This is a genomic window from Nitrosomonas supralitoralis (genome assembly GCF_003011925.2).
GTDB classification, from domain to species: domain Bacteria; phylum Pseudomonadota; class Gammaproteobacteria; order Burkholderiales; family Nitrosomonadaceae; genus Nitrosomonas; species Nitrosomonas supralitoralis.
This window is the reverse complement of the sequence record NZ_PXXU01000019.1, coordinates 1-16608: the sequence shown is the minus strand read 5'-3', so window position 1 is coordinate 16608 and position 16608 is coordinate 1. Positions and strand designations below refer to the sequence as shown.

Below are 16608 nucleotides of genomic sequence, written 5' to 3'. Positions count from 1 at the left end.
GAGAATGCATCAGACTGCGGTCGCTTCAGCATCCCTTTCTTCAACCATCGGTTGCGTGGCTTTTCTCAACATATTGACAGCAACATAAAACAAAACCAATGCAAACAAAACAGTCAAAGGCACATTAGGCAATTTCTGTGTCAGCAATATCCCGATGGGTGCCACCAATAACCAACCGCAGCAATTGCTGTGATGTCATCATAGACTGATTTGACCACTCACCGACCACCTGTGATCCAGTAAAATAATATCAATGGGCATGCCACACTCATTTGCTAGCTTGTCATTTACTATCTTAACTACGACTTGCGTTTGCTACAGGAATGCGTCGCAAAAAATTCTATCAGCACTGCGAAAAATTTTCAGTGTCTTAAGTGGAATGTGGCTTACAGTAGAGATTAAATAAAGCTTCCATGATTTGAATGGCTTCTGGGCTTGCCAGGCTATAGTAAATGTACTTACCCCTTCGTTCTGTCGAAACCAGATTTTCTTCACGCAGCACAGTTAATTGCTGCGATAAGGTGGGTTGGTGAATACCCAGCAATTCTTCCAATTCACCCACATTCCGTGTTCCCTGGCTAAGTTCGCATAAAATAAGCAATCGATCTTCATTAGCGAGAATTTTCAGCAATGCGCACGCATCCGAAACTGATGTATGTAATGCTGTCATACCGTTTAAAACTGGTTCGATTTTCATGTTTTACCATTTCTTAAAGTAATTTTTAGAGTCTTCTTAATTCAATAATGACTACAAGGATATTAATCCTAATTTATTTTCTACTACTTGTCAGTAATCTTATGAAGGTTTCTGCTGATTCACTTCGAAAATACCCATACCCAATAACATTGCAATCAGAAAAATGATAGCTTCCACACTACCGGATCCAACCAGAACGAGTGCTGGTCCAGGCCAAATTCCGGCTATTCCCCAGCCAACTCCGAACACAATCCCTCCCATTATCAAACGAGCATCAATCTTGGTAACACTTGGTATCTGCATCGATCCTCCTAAAAAATTTTTCTTACGCTTCTTTGCAATAGCAAAAGCAATAGAGCTCACGGCCACCGCGCCGGCCATAACCCATATCAATGAAGAATCCCAACGACCAGTTATATCAAGAAAAGCTAATACAATTGCCGGATTAACCATGCCAGATAAAATAATCCCCATTCCGAAAACAATTCCGGACACCCATGCCATCAAGAGAACCATTTGATAACCTCCATTACTTGCGATGTATAAACTAATTGGCAACCACATGTCTTACCAAATAAACTGTCACCACAGCTGTCAATATAAAAATTGCTGTTGCAGTAAAGGAGCGGGGCGATCCTCGCGATAATCCACAAACTCCATGGCCACTCGTACACCCTGATCCCAATCTTGTACCGTAACCAACTAGTAAGCCGGCTAATAACAACATAATATGACTGGTCTCAATCCGTATCTCCGGGAAGACGAAAAAAAAGTTCCACATCACTACTGATAAAACCAATCCTGAAATAAAAGCGATACGCCAGCTAATATCCCCCCTTTGCAAACGAAATAAACCGCCTATAATTCCGGATATACCAGCGATACGTCCATTAAACAGCAATAACATCGCCACTGCAGAACCAATACCGAGTCCTCCTACCATGGCATGCCATGGTATTACATCCAAATAATTAATATACACTTTGCCTCCTTTGTAAAAATAATGCCGATCTTCCTACTACCAAACACCGTTTTTCCTACTATTATAGTATAATATACTTTAAAATATAGTAATATTTATTTGCAAATTTTCAGTAATAATGCCACTTAAAACACTCTGGAGAATAAAATGCAACCCGCCATACAAGCTTTCTTTGATCCAGTAACGTGTACGATCAGTTATGTTATTTCTGATGAAGCGGGAGGTAGTTGCGCCATAATCGATCCAGTCTTGGATTATGATCCAAAATCAAGCAATACCTTCACTCACTCGGCCGACGCGCTAATCGCATTTATTCATGATCAACATCTTTCGTTGCAGTGGATTCTCGAAACACATGCGCATGCGGATCACTTGTCCTCAGCCGACTATCTGAGAAATCAGCTGGGGGGGAAAATTGGCATTGGGCAAAATATTCCCGCTGTTCAAAAAACATTCAAAAAGATTTTTAACTTGGGTGATGAATTCATACCTGATGGTCATCATTTTGACCATCTGTTCGCAGACGGTGAGTTGTTTCAGATCGGCAAAATCACGACTAAAGTCATCACAGTATCAGGCCACACGCCCGCCGATGTCGCATATCAAGTCAACGATGTGATTTTTGTAGGTGATACGCTTTTTATGCCGGATATAGGCACTGCTCGTGCAGATTTCCCTGGTGGAGATGCACGTCAGCTGTTTAAATCTATTCAAAAAATACTGGCCTTTGCCCCAGACACTCGCCTATTCATGTGCCACGATTATCCGCCCACTCATCGCCCAGCAAAATGGGAATGTACAGTTGCTGAACAAAGCGCACACAACATTCACATCCATGCCGGAGTCACCGAAGACGAATTTGTAAACATGCGTAATAAACGAGACACAACGCTAGAAATGCCTAATTTACTTCTACCATCAATACAGGTAAACATCAGGGCAGGCAAACTACCTCCAGTCGAATCCAATGGTGTTGCATATTTCAAAATACCGATTAACTTAATTTGATTCTTGCTATTAAATTTAAGTCGGATTTAAAGAAAGCCTCACCTTACCCTGGTTCTTGCAACTTACTGTTGAAAAATCTTTCGAAGGTGTTGCTACAGACTGAAATAAGCATAAAGGTAATAAACGCCTATCCAATAAGCATTTAAGTTTGTTTCTAATACCGAATCGTCAACACAGAAATTCACCAACAGATGTTAAACTCGCAATGTGATAAAGTTACCATGTTGCTGATCAAATTTTACCGCAATAAAGCGCGTACCCACAGAGATTCCATTACTTTCGTGACGCTTATGCGTTACTTCAGCTACCGCCTGAAAATTTGGCGCGTCGATTTTGATAACGTCTTTGAAATCCAGTATCACATTAGTCAGAAAGCGTATCCCCGCAGGCGACAAATCTTGAAATACACCTTGATCCGGTTGCCCCGGCCAAAACAGGTAAAAAGACAACTCTCCTCGTACGGCAATTCTCTTCATGGTGCGACGAGTTGACTCCAGGTTTTCGTAATGTAACAGCATCAGTGGACTTGCGCATTCCAAACAGCTTTCACTTTGATATAAGCCTGTTTGCGGAATATAGGGCGTCTTGCAGAAACAGCAATAATGCGTAATCATTGCACGATATGGTTTGACAGAATTTTCTGACGCTTTTAGTACAGAGATCAATTGCGGTAGAGTAGTTTTCTCATGCGCAGTTTCTTTCGTGGCATGAAATAATGTGCTCGCTAAAAGTGCATCATACTGCTTGCGTGTCGCCGAATTAGATAGAATGCGGTAGGCTTCATCAAGCAATCCTGTATCTTGTAAAGAATTTTTCTTTAATATCTGATAACTTGCCTTAATCGTAGTAATTGGTGCATCGGGTTGAACTTGAAGAATCCGATAATAATTACGCTGATTTAAGCTATCTGCACGTTCTCTCTCATTTTGCTCTGCATCAAACTTAATGTGGGGTCCTAATGCACCCTGGCTAAGAATTTTAATATGATAGCGATTTAATAACTCTTGATCATATGCAGCTCGTTGGAGTGGATCCGTTAACGTATTATAAGCAAGATTAAGTAAATTCACGTTCCAATCCGAACAAGCCAGTTCAGGATAAGTCTGAAGTTTCTGCATCAATACCCAATAGCTTTGCTTAATCACCGCCATCGGTGCATCAGGCTGGATATGAAGAATTCGATAGAAATTACGCCGTTCAATCATGATTACTGGCAATTTTAGCACCTTATTAATCTAATTATCTGCGCTGTTGATCAATATGTATTGCTATAAACGCACCCATCACTGGTGCATGGAGAATCAAGCAGTTGCCTGTTCTGGATCTCCTGTTTGTTGAATGAGTTCAATCAATTCAACGCCGGCGATGACATCAGCTAACAGCTTATAGCCTCTCAAAATAATCATAGCCCTCTCCTTTTCATTCAAAATCGCTTCGATATCCACAAAATCAAGTTAAATCAGTAATAGCTGCGCTGCGTACAAAATGATTTCACATGGAAAATCGATGGTATTTGTATAGAACCGCCGAGTTTTTCATTTCTCTATTATCGTTTAGATGCAGCTAACTGACAGTAATAATTCCTACACAATATTGGACATGTATAGGACAGTTACAGGACACCATCAGTGCAAATTCAGGAGTCTTGTCACTTTCTATGTATATTTTTTAAGAATAATCTGACTTGATAAATAAGTTAAAAAATAAATGAACAACTAAAAACAAGAGGAGGAATATTAGTTTTAGCTCTTGATTTAAAACATGGAAAGGTATTTTAGACTAAGAATTGCTTAATTGATCAGAATGATCAATTTAAGTAGTAAGAGGGGATGGCATTCATCTCATTAACTGCTCCAGTTGATGATAGTCAGAATAAGTTTTCTAGAGCCATAGCATATTAAAAACGCACTCAGTGCGTGTTTTAGAAAAACAACTTGATATGTAGGGGGGATAAATCATGAAGTTCGACGAATATGAATCTAATCAAGGCAATAATACTGATGCGAATTCTCCACCCAATGAATCGCGACGTGCGTTTCTTAAAACAGCGGGGAACACGACTCTAGCTGCATCAACCAAACATAATCAGCGCAATGTAGTTTTACAAATCACCGCTCTAGTAGCATTCTGCGGATTGCTAAGTTTACGATCGGTTTCTGCCCTTGGTGCGACTGTCGAGCAGGCTGTTGGTAACAGTCCCGTGGATGCTTCAAACCCAGCGCTTACAGCAGGACTACGTGGTGGCGGTGATGGTGGCAGGCGTTGCAATGTTCCTACAGATGGCACGCCAAGTCCAGTTTTCGGCGCTGAATCATTTACACAGCAGATGTTGCTATTTGAGGAATTTGGTGCCACTAAATTGCGGAAGCCATGCACCAACTGCACCCTAAGCTTGCCAAAACCATCTGATACTTATAGCTCTGTGAATGGCGCAGCGATGGACGATTATCTGGCACAGGAAATACACCCCTTTCCAACCATGATGCGCAACAATAACGTTTCCAATCCCTGGCAGGATGTCATCGAAGATACCCATACGGGTCCACTGCACCCTCTAACACCGGAAGCACTGTTGACTACTTATAATGATGGCAGGCCACCAGGACCACAATACGGCCATCAGAGATGGCAAGAGTTTTATCCTCAGGTAAAGGTCGAGACAGTGGTAACCGGCGCCCAGGATAATCGCGGGCATCGCAATCAATTCCAGAAGCATCAATATAAATCAGGCGAATTTGGCCCCGGCGGACTGTATCATAATACGACCGGGCAGCCTGGATTTGAAGGCACAACGGCAGGTATACAACCTAGATTTCATCCTTCCATGCCGGTGCAGGATCCTCAATCACTCTGGACTTTCAATGGGACATTTCCGCCAAAACTGCTCATGGTACGTTATGGAGAGCCAATACTGTTCCGTAACCATAATGGACTGCCCATCAAGTTCGAGGCAAATCGCGGGTTTGGCAATCACTTTATTACAACACATGAACACAATGGCCATACACCGGCTGAAAGTGACGGGTATACCCATGCTTTTTTTCTCCCCGGTCAATTTTATGATTACCGCTGGCCTATGACCCCGGCTGGGTATGATTCCATCAACAAGGATGCCACCGACAAAATGGCATCGACGCCATGCTTGCCTGGAGAAAAGATGGTCATCAGTAAGCCAGGTGCAACGCCCCCAACCTCATATACCAAGACAAGAGTGACTTGCCCTGCAGAGGGTCGTATTAATATCCCGGGCGACTGGCGCGAGATTATGAGTACCCACTGGTTTCATGATCATATGCTCGACTTCAATGCCCAGAATGTCTACAAAGGTATCGCCGCGATGATGAATTACTACAGCGCCATTGATCGTGGTAACGAATGTCTGAACGATGGCGTAAACCTGAGGCTCCCCAGCGGGTGCGCCATGGGAAAGTATAGCTGGGGTAACCGCGACTACGATATCAACCTGTTACTTGCCAGTAAAGCCTGGGGGTAGGATACCGCTTCCTATACCGGTACAAAAGTTAACGACACCACTGGCCAACTATGGTTTGCAACCTTCAATGAGGATGGTTTCATCGGTGACCGCATGACAGTCAACTGGCTTTTTGATCCCTACTTAAACGTACGTGCGCGGCAATACCGTTTCCGTATTCTGAATGCCGATGTGTCGCGTTTTTTCAGGATTGCCATGGTCATCAAACGTACCAATAATAGCGGAAAGTTTCCTGGCGAGACCGCGGATGTTTCGTATGATCGGGTGCCGTTTCATATGATTGCTAACGACGGCAATATCATGGAACACGCGGTGCCTTTTGACGGCAGCATGGATTTGAATACTGACGGAAACAAGTGGGATCATTTTGGAATCCTGTCGACACAGGCGATCGCAGAGCGTTATGACATTATTGTTGACTTCAGCACAAACAATACCGCAGGTATTCAACCCGGCGATAAAATTTACATGGTTCAACTGCTGGAGCATCAAGATGGCAAGGAACCCAAACGCATGGTGCCGCTTGCAAAAGTGCTGTCCGGGAACTATAGCAATTGCGACACTGCTGTTGGCAAGTTTTTGGAGCTCAGGGTAGTGCAATACAACTGCACGGATAAGAGCATGAGGCCTGCTGACTATGTTCCCGGCAAACAGAAAATGATTCCGTTACCCGCGATTAGCGCAGCAGAACTCGAGAATGCCAAGCATCGTACCTTTGTTTATGGAAGAGGAGCTGCCACTGATATGGAGCCCGTCATTATCACGCAAGCCCGCATGAAGAACAGCCCGGCCCCCAATCGTCCCGGCAATAACTTCACGTATGATATCAACGGCCAATCTGCGAATCTAACCGAGTTTGAGCAGCTGCCTGTACATGCTCCAAAACCATGGGGTATTGAGACCGATGGCGGAGATTCGCTGGGCATGAATCCGCACCGGGTTTCTGCTGCACCGGTAATGGGTGACCTCGAGATCTGGCATCTGGTAAATGGCGGCAATTCATGGAGTCACAACGTACATGTCCATATCGAGGAAGGACGGATCCTGACGCGCGACGGCAAGACTCCACCCGAATGGGAAAAATGGGCGCGCAAAGACATCTATCGCCTGGGTCACCTTGACGATAGCGGAGGTGAAGTCACTTTTGCTATCCGCTTCCGGGAGTTTGGCGGCACCTATATGTCACATTGTCACAATACCCAACACGAGGATCATGCACTGTTGCAACGGTGGGACGTCAATAATCCTGGCCAGCTTAAAGCCTTCCTGACACCAGAACCGAAGTGGAATGGATGCACCTATACGGACAGCGTTACACTTCCGACTGCCGCTAGTGGCGATGTTGAAGTCGCTCAGGATTTCTTTAATCATAACCAGGCAAGCGATCTGCTCTGTCCTTCTGGCGTCACTGCCGATTGTCCGGGGTTGTAGCCGACACCACGCTGGAGATCAAGCCGTCATTGGCACAATTCACCGGCGTGGATGTTTTTAATGAATCTGTCGTGGACCAGCTGTATTTGGATTTAATAGCCAGGTTTCATAATCCAACTGATTTTTCTGGAATCATGGAAATGTGAGTAGTAGAAGCAGCGCGCTGTGCTCTTGCTTTTATATCTACTGGTTACTACCAATACATCCGTGGATTTTATGTTATGTATAAATATGTCTCAATCAGTAGAAGGGTGATAGCAGTTTTGCTTCTGGCGACCATTATGACGCTTGGAATGATTCCTTCCGATTCAAAGGGAGCGCGAGGCGCGAATCATTTTCCCAATGTACTACTCATTACTCATGAGGGGAAAGCAGTTTATTTCTACGAGGATCTTATCAAGGATAAAGTAGTTGTCATCAACTTTATTTATACGAGTTGTCCGAATAGCTGCTCGCTGGAAACTGCGCACTTACGTGAGGTGCAAAGTATTCTTGGGAATCGTGTTGGCCAGGATATCTTCATGTATTCCATCAGTATCGATCCGGTTCAGGATACTCCTGAAATCCTTAAGCAATATGCCGATAAATTTAATGTACGACCTGGCTGGACATTTCTTACCGGCAAGAAAGACGATATTATTCTGTTACAGAAAAAATTTGGCTTATCCATAGATGAAATCGAGAACGGTGATAGCCAGGATCATAACATCAACATGATCATCGGCAATTAAGCAACCGGAATGTGGATCAAACGCTCGCCTTTCGAAAATCCGAAAGGGCTGGCAAACCTTATCGGCTACCGAATGTTCGACGGTATGGTGCATCAGAAAAATACCAAAAGCTTTGAGAATGCTCCCGAGGTACCAAATTTCTCACGCGGACATTATCTTTATCGCACCCGTTGTGCTGCCTGCCATACTATGGGCCAAGGCGACAGGCTCGGACCAGATCTTTTGAACGTAGTAGACCGGCGGGACAGAGTATGGCTTATCCGTTGGCTGAAGGCTCCGGATCAAATGCTGGCAGAAAAGGATCCCATCGCCCTGGAACTATTTGTAAGATACAAAATACCTATGCCCAACTTACAGCTTAGCGACATTGACGTGGGGCACCTTATTGACTATATGGCATCCGAGAGTCGCAATATAGCAGAGCAACATAGCGTTGCTGAATAAGTGAGTATTTTGTTCGTGCTTTTAACACCGTAGCAGCAACGCAGATAGTTCCTCAACGGCCCGTTAAACCAAAGAACTTTATGCTTTCGCTATTATTCAGATTTTGACGGGCATCGCCACGCTTTCCCGCACAATCCAGATTAAAGTCGCTACTAAATCCAGGAATTCCAGCCCCCCGATTCAATAATGCCAATTAGCGTGAAAACGGTATTGTCATGCTAATGCAATTGCAGATTTCGCAATCGCCCGATATACGATTCACATTCGTTATGCTCTAAACCTGTTTCTAAAAAGTGCTTGCGTTTTATCTGCACATCTATATAATGAGAACAATTCTCATTATCATTTGAATATTAATTATGAATGCAGCAACTCTATCGCAATCCAGTAGTACAGTGAATGTAAATCAATCAGAGCCAATTGATTTACATGCATTAATAGATAGCAATTCCTTATTTAAAAGTGGTGATGTTGTGATTATTTTGCATAAGGGTGAACGATACACACTGCGTCGCACACGCAATGGCAAGTTAATCCTGAACAAATAGTGGATTGTACGCACATATCATGTATATTGATGTCTGAAGTTATCAATGGAATCGTTATACTTAAAATCATCTGAACCGCGGTGAAGGTAAGTAGAAATATAACGTGGATTCATGGCAGGTATTTTCAGTAACACATTGTTTGCGACATAGTGAAAATTCGATGCCACAAACAATTTAACAATGCCTGAAGAGATTTCTGCTCATGAATTGAGTCCACATAATGATATTTGTTTTAGGAGCTAAAAATGAAAGGTAACGCAGATATTATTCGCTGGCTAAATCAGCAGTTACAACACGAGCTAACTGCCATTAACCAATACTTTCTGCATGCTCGCATGTACAAGAGTTGGGGATTTATCAGTCTTGGAAAACACGAATTTGAAGAATCTTGTGAAGAGATGAAGCACGCCGATCTTTTGATTGAAAGAATTCTGCTTCTGGAAGGTTTGCCAAATTTGCAGGATCTAGGCAAATTACTAATCGGTGAAACCGTTGAAGAATGTGTTGCTTGTGATCTGAAACTTGAACTTACATCACGAGAAACTCTGCTGTCTGCGATAGCAGCCTGTGAATCAGTCCAAGACTTTGCATCACGAGAGATTTTTGAACATATTCTCGAAGATACCGAGGAGCATATTGATTGGCTGGAAATCCAGCTCGGTGTCATGCAAAAAGTCGGTATTCATAACTGGTTACAAAGCCAGATATAGCTTTCTCATTACTGCTGGAGTTTTCTCTTCCTTCTCCAGCGGTACTTTCAGCCAGCCAGCCTGCTCTTTATTCAGGTCAGCCAGCCAATTTTTTTGCTGATGATTTGAAGGAAATTTTATTATGAAATTTTTCAAGAAGCAGGCTGTCATGGCTACATCATGCACTATTTCTCACTCTCATAACTTTCTTGCTGCGCATGCAGATACTTCGTTATCATGTAGTTACAAATTTGCTAAATTAGCTCATTTGCTGAAGCAAAGCTTCATGCTGCTCAAACAAAGAGTTGTCAATAAACCTTCAGTTTCAATTAGAAACTCTAGCGTTATGAACTGGGCGCCTTTGATTAAGGCATCAACTTCGTTAGAAATCAATAATTGCAAAAACCATAATTATCCATTGCAAGGAAAAACCATTTTATGTGTTGGCGGCAAAATCAAACTATATCCAGAGTATGATCAGATAGTAAAAAATTCTGGTGGTAATTTTGTATCTTTTCATGGCGATTCAAATGATACCTTGGATAATTTATTTCAACTTATGGAAAAAATAGCCGATATGATTATTTGCCCAGTAGATTGTGTCAATCATGAAGCATTCCAGACCATCAAATATTACTGCAGGTTTTCCGGCAAGCCATGTGTATTACTTGATCGCTCTGCAGTCAATAGTTTTAGCATGGGCATTCGTATGTTAACCATAATGATGACAGAGAAATCATACAGAATTGGACACTAATCTTAACTGGTATTTTGTTGCCTGATCATTAAGCTGCTGAAGCTGTTTCAGGTTTTATTTGTCTGAAGAAATTTTTCGTCAAACTTACACTTTGAACGACAAATATAAGCATACTCAGAAAAATCGCATTTGCTCGTTTCTGCCAACCCATTACAAATCGGGCGTGACAACCTATTGAGGTATTCTGAATTTCTTAGTAAATCCTATTTAACCACTTCGATGTATCCATTGATATACCATTGATAGAGTATTTGTTCAGATTCTTCATTCATATTTGAAGATGGCAAAATTTCTTGATCATCTGCAAGCTTTAGCAGTAAAGGATATGTATCATTACCAACATCAAAAATTTCACCATTCATAAAGAACTTGTTGGCGCCACTTAACATTCTACTTTTCAAGTTCAGTTGCACGCCACTCTTAATAATTTTTTGTCGAAAGGAAGCCGGACTCAGAGGGTTTGTCGGCGGTTCAAAATAAACATGAGATTTTGGCTCTGAAAGATAAACGCCCAGAAAATTTTCAATCTCATTGCGATTCCATTTAATTTTTTTCAGAATCGAATCTACTTGGGACAGCATTGCTGCGTTAATTCTTGATGGGTGAACTTGCAATCGCAAGCCGGGATCTGCATACCTCCCTTCCGTTACTAAGTTATCTTGTAGATAAACAAGAAATTGCGTCATCAATTCATGTGAACTGGGTGCGCGAAAACCAATCGAATAAGTCATGCAATCAACCTCGGCGATACCATTATGCGCATATTTTGGAGGCAAATAAAGCATATCACCAGCATTAAGTATCCATTCTTGTTCCGGCAAAAAATTTTTCAAAATTCTCAGTGGGGCATCCGGAATAAATTGATCATCCTGTTGAGCAGATATTTGCCAGCGCCTGGATCCCATACCTTGTAACAGAAACACATCATAAGAATCAAAATGCGGTCCGATTCCACCGCCTTTGGGTGCGTAACTCACCATTAAATCATCCAGGCGAGCATGTGGGATAAAACAAAATTTCTTTAATAAATTACGCGCGGCAGGAAGAAAATGATTCACTTCCTGTACTAGTAAAGTCCATTGTTTTTTTGGCAATTTGGCAAAATCATCGCTACTCAATGGACCATGCTTAAGATGCCATCCGCTTTTTTTCTGCGCAACCAGGCGGGATTGTACGTCTTCAGTACATGCATACTGTATCAGCTCATCACGTGTTAACAAACCATTAAAGCCAGGCAATGCATTTCTGATCAGCAGCGGACGTTTTTGCCAGTAATCTCTTAGAAATTCCTTGGAGGAAATCCCTCCCAATGAAATAATCTTATTATTAATGCTTAGTTCCCCACAATTCTTCCAAGCGTTTATCACGTCCACAATTGTTCCGATAATACTTATATCGCAAAGGATTCTTTAAATAATAATCTTGATGATATTCTTCAGCCCGGTAGAATTCAGTCACTGGCAGAATTTCAGTAACTATGGGCTTACTAAATCGTCCTGATAGATCAATCGTCTTTTTTGAAATTTCAGCTTGTTCTTTTTGCTCAGAATTGCGATAAAAAATCGCACTACGATATTGCGAACCAGAATCACAGAACTGCCGATTGGGAGTTAACGGATCAATTGTAAACCAAAAGGCATTCAATAACGTGGAATAACTGGTTTTTGTTTTATCAAAATAAACCTTAACTGCTTCAACATGTCCCGTTTTACCAGCAACAACTTGCTCATAGGTTGGATTTGCAACTGCACCTCCAATATAACCGGATATCGTTGACACAACACCCTCCATTTTGTCGAAATCAGATTCGGTGCACCAAAAACAGCCGCCTGCAAAAACTGCAGTGTCTAAGTTCTCATTAGTCAAATAAGCGGGTTCCGACTCAGCAATCATTGAGTCAATTTGATGGCATGCACTCAAGAAAATAAACAAGAAAATTATACTAAAAAAATATTGCTGACGAAAAACTCGCTCCCACATAAAATTACCCCCTCAGCGCCGGTAGTTGGTCAACTATTGGAACAAATTTCAGCGCTACTCCGTTATTACACCATCGTTCCTTTCTGGGTGGCGGACCATCCTTAAACACATGGCCCTGATGCCCTCCACATCGTGCGCAGTGATATTCAATCCTGAGGATAATCAGTTTAAAATCTCGCTTAGTACCGACATGTCCAGAAATTGGTTGTGTAAAGCTTGGCCATCCCGTTCCGCTCTCATACTTGTACTGACTCTCAAACAAAGGCAAATAGCAGGCAGCACATATGAAAGTTCCTTCCCTATGTTCGTGATTCAATTCGCTGCTACCCGGATCCTCAGTATGCTCTTGAAACAATACCCGAAATGCTTCTGGAGACACTAAGTCACGCCATTCTTCATAAGGTTTTTTCAACCGTTCAACCATTGCATCATTCATCGCTTGCGCAAGCAGTTGTTCAAAAGTCAAAAATGTCGTTACAGGTAATATAGTGGTCAAACTGATTCCTCGGAGAAAAGTACGCCTATTCATATGAATTCCTCACAACATTAATAGCGATATCTAACGAGATTGTCGGGTAGTAGCAAAGATTGGAAGATATTAATTTACAATTCATTGATAAAAAATAAACAAATAAACCAGTCCTATGATAATTGCTGCTCTGCTCTTTTTACCATCAATCCGTAAATCAACTGAACAATTCAATACTGCCTAAATCTCTTGTACAGTTTTAAATTTGAGACTATTTATGGACATTTAGTTTCTGACACACTCTACCGTGCAGATTTTTCTACAAATCCTGTATCATCACAGTTTTAAGATTATATCTCAGCCTACATGAAAATAACTTTTCTGGAATTTGAGCAAAGTATTGCTGAATTTGAATCAAAAATAGAGGAATTACGTTTCGCACAAGATGATTCTGCGCTGGATATTTCAGCAGAAATTGCTCGTTTACAAGTAAAAAGTCAGTCACTCACAAAAAATGTCTATGCAAAATTAACACCTTGGCAAATTTCACAAGTTGCTCGGCATCCGCAACGCCCGTATACGCTGGATTATATCGAACACTTATTTACTGATTTCCAGGAATTACACGGTGACCGTAGTTTCTCGGACGATCATGCTATTGTAGCCGGTCTGGCTCGTTTTAACGGCCAAACTATCATGGTAATTGGGCATCAAAAAGGTCGTGACACCAGGGAAAAAATTTACCGAAATTTTGGTATGCCGAAGCCGGAGGGATATCGCAAAGCAATGCGTTTAATGCGCTTAGCTGAAAAATTTTCTATTCCGTTAATTACATTTATCGATACCCCTGGTGCGTATCCCGGCATTGATGCAGAAGAACGGGGGCAATCGGAAGCCATTGGTAAGAATCTCTATGTCATGGCACAGCTCAGAATTCCCATCATTTGCGTAATTATTGGGGAGGGCGGTTCTGGAGGAGCCTTAGCGATAGCAATAGGCGACGTGATTCATATGTTGCAATATGCTACATACTCAGTAATATCGCCTGAGGGCTGCGCATCAATTTTATGGAAAAGTGCTGATAAAGCACCGGAAGCTGCTGAGATCATGAGCATAACAGCTGATCGGTTAAAATCCTTTAATTTGATTGATAGTATAATTACTGAGCCTGTGGGTGGAGCACATCGTGATTATCCTTCAGCCATGCAATCGTTAAAAAATGTTTTATATGAATCTCTTCGCAAACTCCAAGATTATTCTATCGAAACACTCTTAGAAAAACGACTGGAACGTCTTATGACATATGGCTCATTCAAGGAAGTTAAAGTCGAATAACATTCTGTGCAACATTCAGGATGTATTACTTGCATACATTAAACCAGGTGACCACTTAGTCATCGCTTTGAGTGGCGGTGTTGATTCAGTTGTGTTGCTGCATATACTCGCCACACTATCCAAGGAAATGCCTTTCACGCTCTCTGCCGTGCATGTTAATCACGGCATTAGTAGCAATGCAACCCTTTGGAGTAAATTCTGTTGCGATCTTTGTCACTCGTATGGAATTTCTATCTATATTGCTTATTTAAAAATTAAAAAAGAAATTGGCGAAAGTCTTGAAGCAATCGCTCGAGAAGAACGATATCGCGTATTCAACCAGATACAGGCAAATTATGTGGTGCTAGCGCAACATATCGATGATCAAGCAGAAACATTATTATTACAATTATTTCGAGGTGCTGGCATAAAAGGATTATGTGGCATGCCTTTAGTTAGAAAACAACTACCTAATTCAGTACCGCAGATACTTCGGCCATTGTTAGAAATATCTCGCAACGAAATAGAAACCTACGGGCGATTGAACAAATTAGCCTGGATTAACGATGAAAGTAATGACAGCATCATTTTCAATAGAAATTATCTACGGCATGAAATCTTGCCGCTAGTAAAAAAGCGATACCCTAACTATCCTAAAACATTATTACGTGTCAGTCGACATTTTTCCGAAGCTTCGTTACTGCTGGATGAATTAGCCGCTATAGATAGCGAGCATTGTCTGGTTTCAGGAAAGCTTCAAGTTGATCGCATGCGTATACTTAGTTTTCCACGTGCAAAAAATATTCTACGTTACAACTTGTTGCAGCAGGGCATAATTCCTCCCAGCAAAGTAAAGTTAGAAACGATTTTGCATCAGATTTTGACGGCAGAACCAGATAGCCAACCTCATATCAGTTTTGGCAATGCTGAAATTCGCTGTCACAAAGGTTCAATTTATATCCTACCCCATAAATCCTTACTTCTAGGTTCGACTCATTATGTTTGGAATGGAGAAACGCAACTCGTATTGCATCATTTTAATGGCGCTATCCATTTTACAAAAGTAACAAGCCAAGGTATTAACCAAAAAAAAATATCTACTGATCATCTAATCACTATTCGTGCACGTAAAGGCGGAGAACGTTTTATGCCGGCCTGTAATCGCCCTCGCAGAAGCTTAAAAAACTTGCTGCAGGAAGCGTCAATTCCACCATGGGAACGTAACTCGTTACCTTTAATGTTTTATGGAGAAAAACTGATATGGGTTCCTGGTATCGGAATTGATTGTGAATTTCAAGCAAAACCAGATGAATTAGGAATCTTACCTATATGGTACTCTATGTAATAACAGGGAATTATGTATATATTAAACGGATTCTCAAATCAAAAACTATCATTCTAAACTACTTCCTTTTACGAAAGCTAAATGGTTTTTGTCACTGAAAATGCAGGATCTATTGGAAGTAATTTCGTTTTAGATTGATTAGCACCATCTGATGAGAAAGTTGTAATTCTTGACAAATTATTTTAAGCAGTGAATCTAAAAAATTTACTACCAGTAACTAAACATCCCCCGAAATCTTTTTATACAAGATGATATCGCTGATACACAACTGATCGTTCAAATACTGACTAAGTAAAAACGGTAATCCTCCCCTATATTAAAGGTGCAATACAGTAGAATTTTCTATCCTAAACGAATAGGATTTTTACTGATGAAGAAGGAGCGATTTACGGAAAGCCAGATGCAGAATGAATTTCTGAAGTAGGTGCTTGGAAAAAAGTGGTAAAGCCCCAACAGCGCAAGGTGATAGCGCAGTGGGTGGTACAGAACAAGACGGTTAGTATCGATCTGGCTTGTGCAACATTTGGCATTTCTGAGACCTGCTATCGCTATCGCCGGGTACTCAACGCTGAGAACGAGGAAATCGCCGACTGGTTGCTACGGCTGACGACCTGTCACAAACGTTGGGGCTTTGGTCTATGCTACCTTTATTTGCGCAATGTGAAGGGTTTTGAATGGAATCACAAACGCGTGTATCGTATCTATCGAGAGCTGGAACTT

The 16608-nt window shown here is 41.7% G+C and carries 19 protein-coding genes and 1 pseudogene; 12 read left to right on the top strand and 8 right to left on the bottom strand.

The features are described from left to right. Nucleotides 1-9: 9 nt before the first annotated feature. The 4 genes from C7H79_RS17905 to C7H79_RS07775 all read right to left on the bottom strand — a co-directional run bounded on the left by C7H79_RS17905 (nt 10) and on the right by C7H79_RS07775 (nt 1673). Complete coding sequence (locus C7H79_RS17905; protein WP_172592384.1) at nt 10-168, bottom strand: hypothetical protein; 159 nt, start codon at nt 166-168, stop codon at nt 10-12. 202 nt (nt 169-370) lie between these two features. Then, nucleotides 371-697 carry an ArsR/SmtB family transcription factor gene (locus C7H79_RS07785; RefSeq protein ID WP_106706722.1) on the bottom strand — a complete coding sequence of 109 codons (327 nt, stop codon included), beginning with the start codon at nt 695-697 and terminating at the stop codon, nt 371-373. 99 nt (nt 698-796) lie between these two features. Beyond that, nucleotides 797-1213, bottom strand: a complete 417-nt coding sequence (locus C7H79_RS07780) for a DUF6691 family protein (RefSeq protein WP_106706721.1) — start codon at nt 1211-1213, stop codon at nt 797-799. Nucleotides 1214-1244: 31 nt separating this feature from the next. Further along, entirely contained in the window at nt 1245-1673 is a 429-nt protein-coding gene (locus C7H79_RS07775; protein ID WP_242447200.1) for a YeeE/YedE family protein, read from the bottom strand. 153 nt (nt 1674-1826) lie between these two features. On the opposite strand from C7H79_RS07775, the gene C7H79_RS07770 reads away from it, so the two are divergent. Continuing rightward, the gene (locus C7H79_RS07770; RefSeq protein ID WP_106706720.1) at nt 1827-2687 is read left to right on the top strand and encodes an MBL fold metallo-hydrolase; all 861 of its coding nucleotides are present in this window, start codon (nt 1827-1829) and stop codon (nt 2685-2687) included. Between the two features lie 194 nt (nt 2688-2881). Here the strand turns inward: C7H79_RS07770 and C7H79_RS07765 are convergent, their stop codons facing one another. Beyond that, the gene (locus C7H79_RS07765) at nt 2882-3904 is read right to left on the bottom strand and encodes a J domain-containing protein (protein WP_242447194.1); all 1023 of its coding nucleotides are present in this window, start codon (nt 3902-3904) and stop codon (nt 2882-2884) included. Nucleotides 3905-4644: 740 nt separating this feature from the next. Between C7H79_RS07765 and C7H79_RS07760 the strand changes: the two genes are divergently transcribed. From C7H79_RS07760 to C7H79_RS07730, 8 genes are all read left to right on the top strand, one after another. Further along, nucleotides 4645-6180, top strand: coding sequence for a cupredoxin domain-containing protein (locus C7H79_RS07760; RefSeq protein ID WP_106706718.1), 1536 nt, complete (start codon nt 4645-4647; stop codon nt 6178-6180). Nucleotides 6181-6273: 93 nt separating this feature from the next. Continuing rightward, nucleotides 6274-7611, top strand: a complete 1338-nt coding sequence (locus C7H79_RS18410) for a multicopper oxidase domain-containing protein (protein WP_197714610.1) — start codon at nt 6274-6276, stop codon at nt 7609-7611. Beyond that, the gene (locus C7H79_RS17900) at nt 7596-7757 is read left to right on the top strand and encodes a hypothetical protein (protein WP_172592383.1); all 162 of its coding nucleotides are present in this window, start codon (nt 7596-7598) and stop codon (nt 7755-7757) included. The genes C7H79_RS18410 and C7H79_RS17900 overlap by 16 nt, the downstream gene beginning before the upstream one ends. 75 nt (nt 7758-7832) lie before the next feature. Beyond that, complete coding sequence (locus C7H79_RS07750) at nt 7833-8342, top strand: SCO family protein (RefSeq protein WP_106706717.1); 510 nt, start codon at nt 7833-7835, stop codon at nt 8340-8342. Between the two features lie 9 nt (nt 8343-8351). Further along, nucleotides 8352-8786, top strand: coding sequence for a c-type cytochrome (locus C7H79_RS07745; RefSeq protein ID WP_106706716.1), 435 nt, complete (start codon nt 8352-8354; stop codon nt 8784-8786). Between the two features lie 359 nt (nt 8787-9145). Beyond that, a complete protein-coding gene (gene hemP / locus C7H79_RS07740) occupies nt 9146-9334 on the top strand; it encodes a hemin uptake protein HemP (protein ID WP_106706715.1) in 189 nt (62 codons plus the stop codon). A gap of 245 nt (nt 9335-9579) precedes the next feature. Then, entirely contained in the window at nt 9580-10044 is a 465-nt protein-coding gene (gene bfr, locus C7H79_RS07735; RefSeq protein WP_106706714.1) for a bacterioferritin, read from the top strand. Between the two features lie 265 nt (nt 10045-10309). Then, nucleotides 10310-10780: a DUF2325 domain-containing protein gene (locus tag C7H79_RS07730; RefSeq protein WP_172592382.1), complete on the top strand. Its 471-nt coding sequence runs from the start codon at nt 10310-10312 to the stop codon at nt 10778-10780. Nucleotides 10781-10983: 203 nt separating this feature from the next. Here C7H79_RS07730 and C7H79_RS07725 read toward each other — a convergent pair whose 3' ends face one another. The 3 genes from C7H79_RS07725 to msrB all read right to left on the bottom strand — a co-directional run bounded on the left by C7H79_RS07725 (nt 10984) and on the right by msrB (nt 13289). Then, nucleotides 10984-12147, bottom strand: a complete 1164-nt coding sequence (locus C7H79_RS07725) for a cupin domain-containing protein (protein ID WP_242447199.1) — start codon at nt 12145-12147, stop codon at nt 10984-10986. Further along, nucleotides 12107-12673 (bottom strand): peptide-methionine (S)-S-oxide reductase MsrA, encoded by a 567-nt coding sequence (msrA, locus tag C7H79_RS07720; RefSeq protein WP_258577625.1) that lies wholly within the window; start codon nt 12671-12673, stop codon nt 12107-12109. Before msrA ends, C7H79_RS07725 begins: the two co-directional genes overlap by 41 nt. 91 nt (nt 12674-12764) lie before the next feature. After that, nucleotides 12765-13289, bottom strand: coding sequence for a peptide-methionine (R)-S-oxide reductase MsrB (gene msrB, locus C7H79_RS07715; RefSeq protein ID WP_106706710.1), 525 nt, complete (start codon nt 13287-13289; stop codon nt 12765-12767). 306 nt (nt 13290-13595) lie between these two features. Between msrB and C7H79_RS07710 the strand changes: the two genes are divergently transcribed. The 3 genes and pseudogenes from C7H79_RS07710 to C7H79_RS07700 all read left to right on the top strand — a co-directional run. Further along, complete coding sequence (locus tag C7H79_RS07710) at nt 13596-14564, top strand: acetyl-CoA carboxylase carboxyltransferase subunit alpha (RefSeq protein WP_106706709.1); 969 nt, start codon at nt 13596-13598, stop codon at nt 14562-14564. Then, the gene (tilS, locus tag C7H79_RS07705) at nt 14533-15888 is read left to right on the top strand and encodes a tRNA lysidine(34) synthetase TilS (protein ID WP_106706708.1); all 1356 of its coding nucleotides are present in this window, start codon (nt 14533-14535) and stop codon (nt 15886-15888) included. The genes C7H79_RS07710 and tilS overlap by 32 nt, the downstream gene beginning before the upstream one ends. Nucleotides 15889-16320: 432 nt before the next feature. Further along, a pseudogene (locus C7H79_RS07700) lies at nt 16321-16608 on the top strand (IS3 family transposase); the annotation flags it as partial.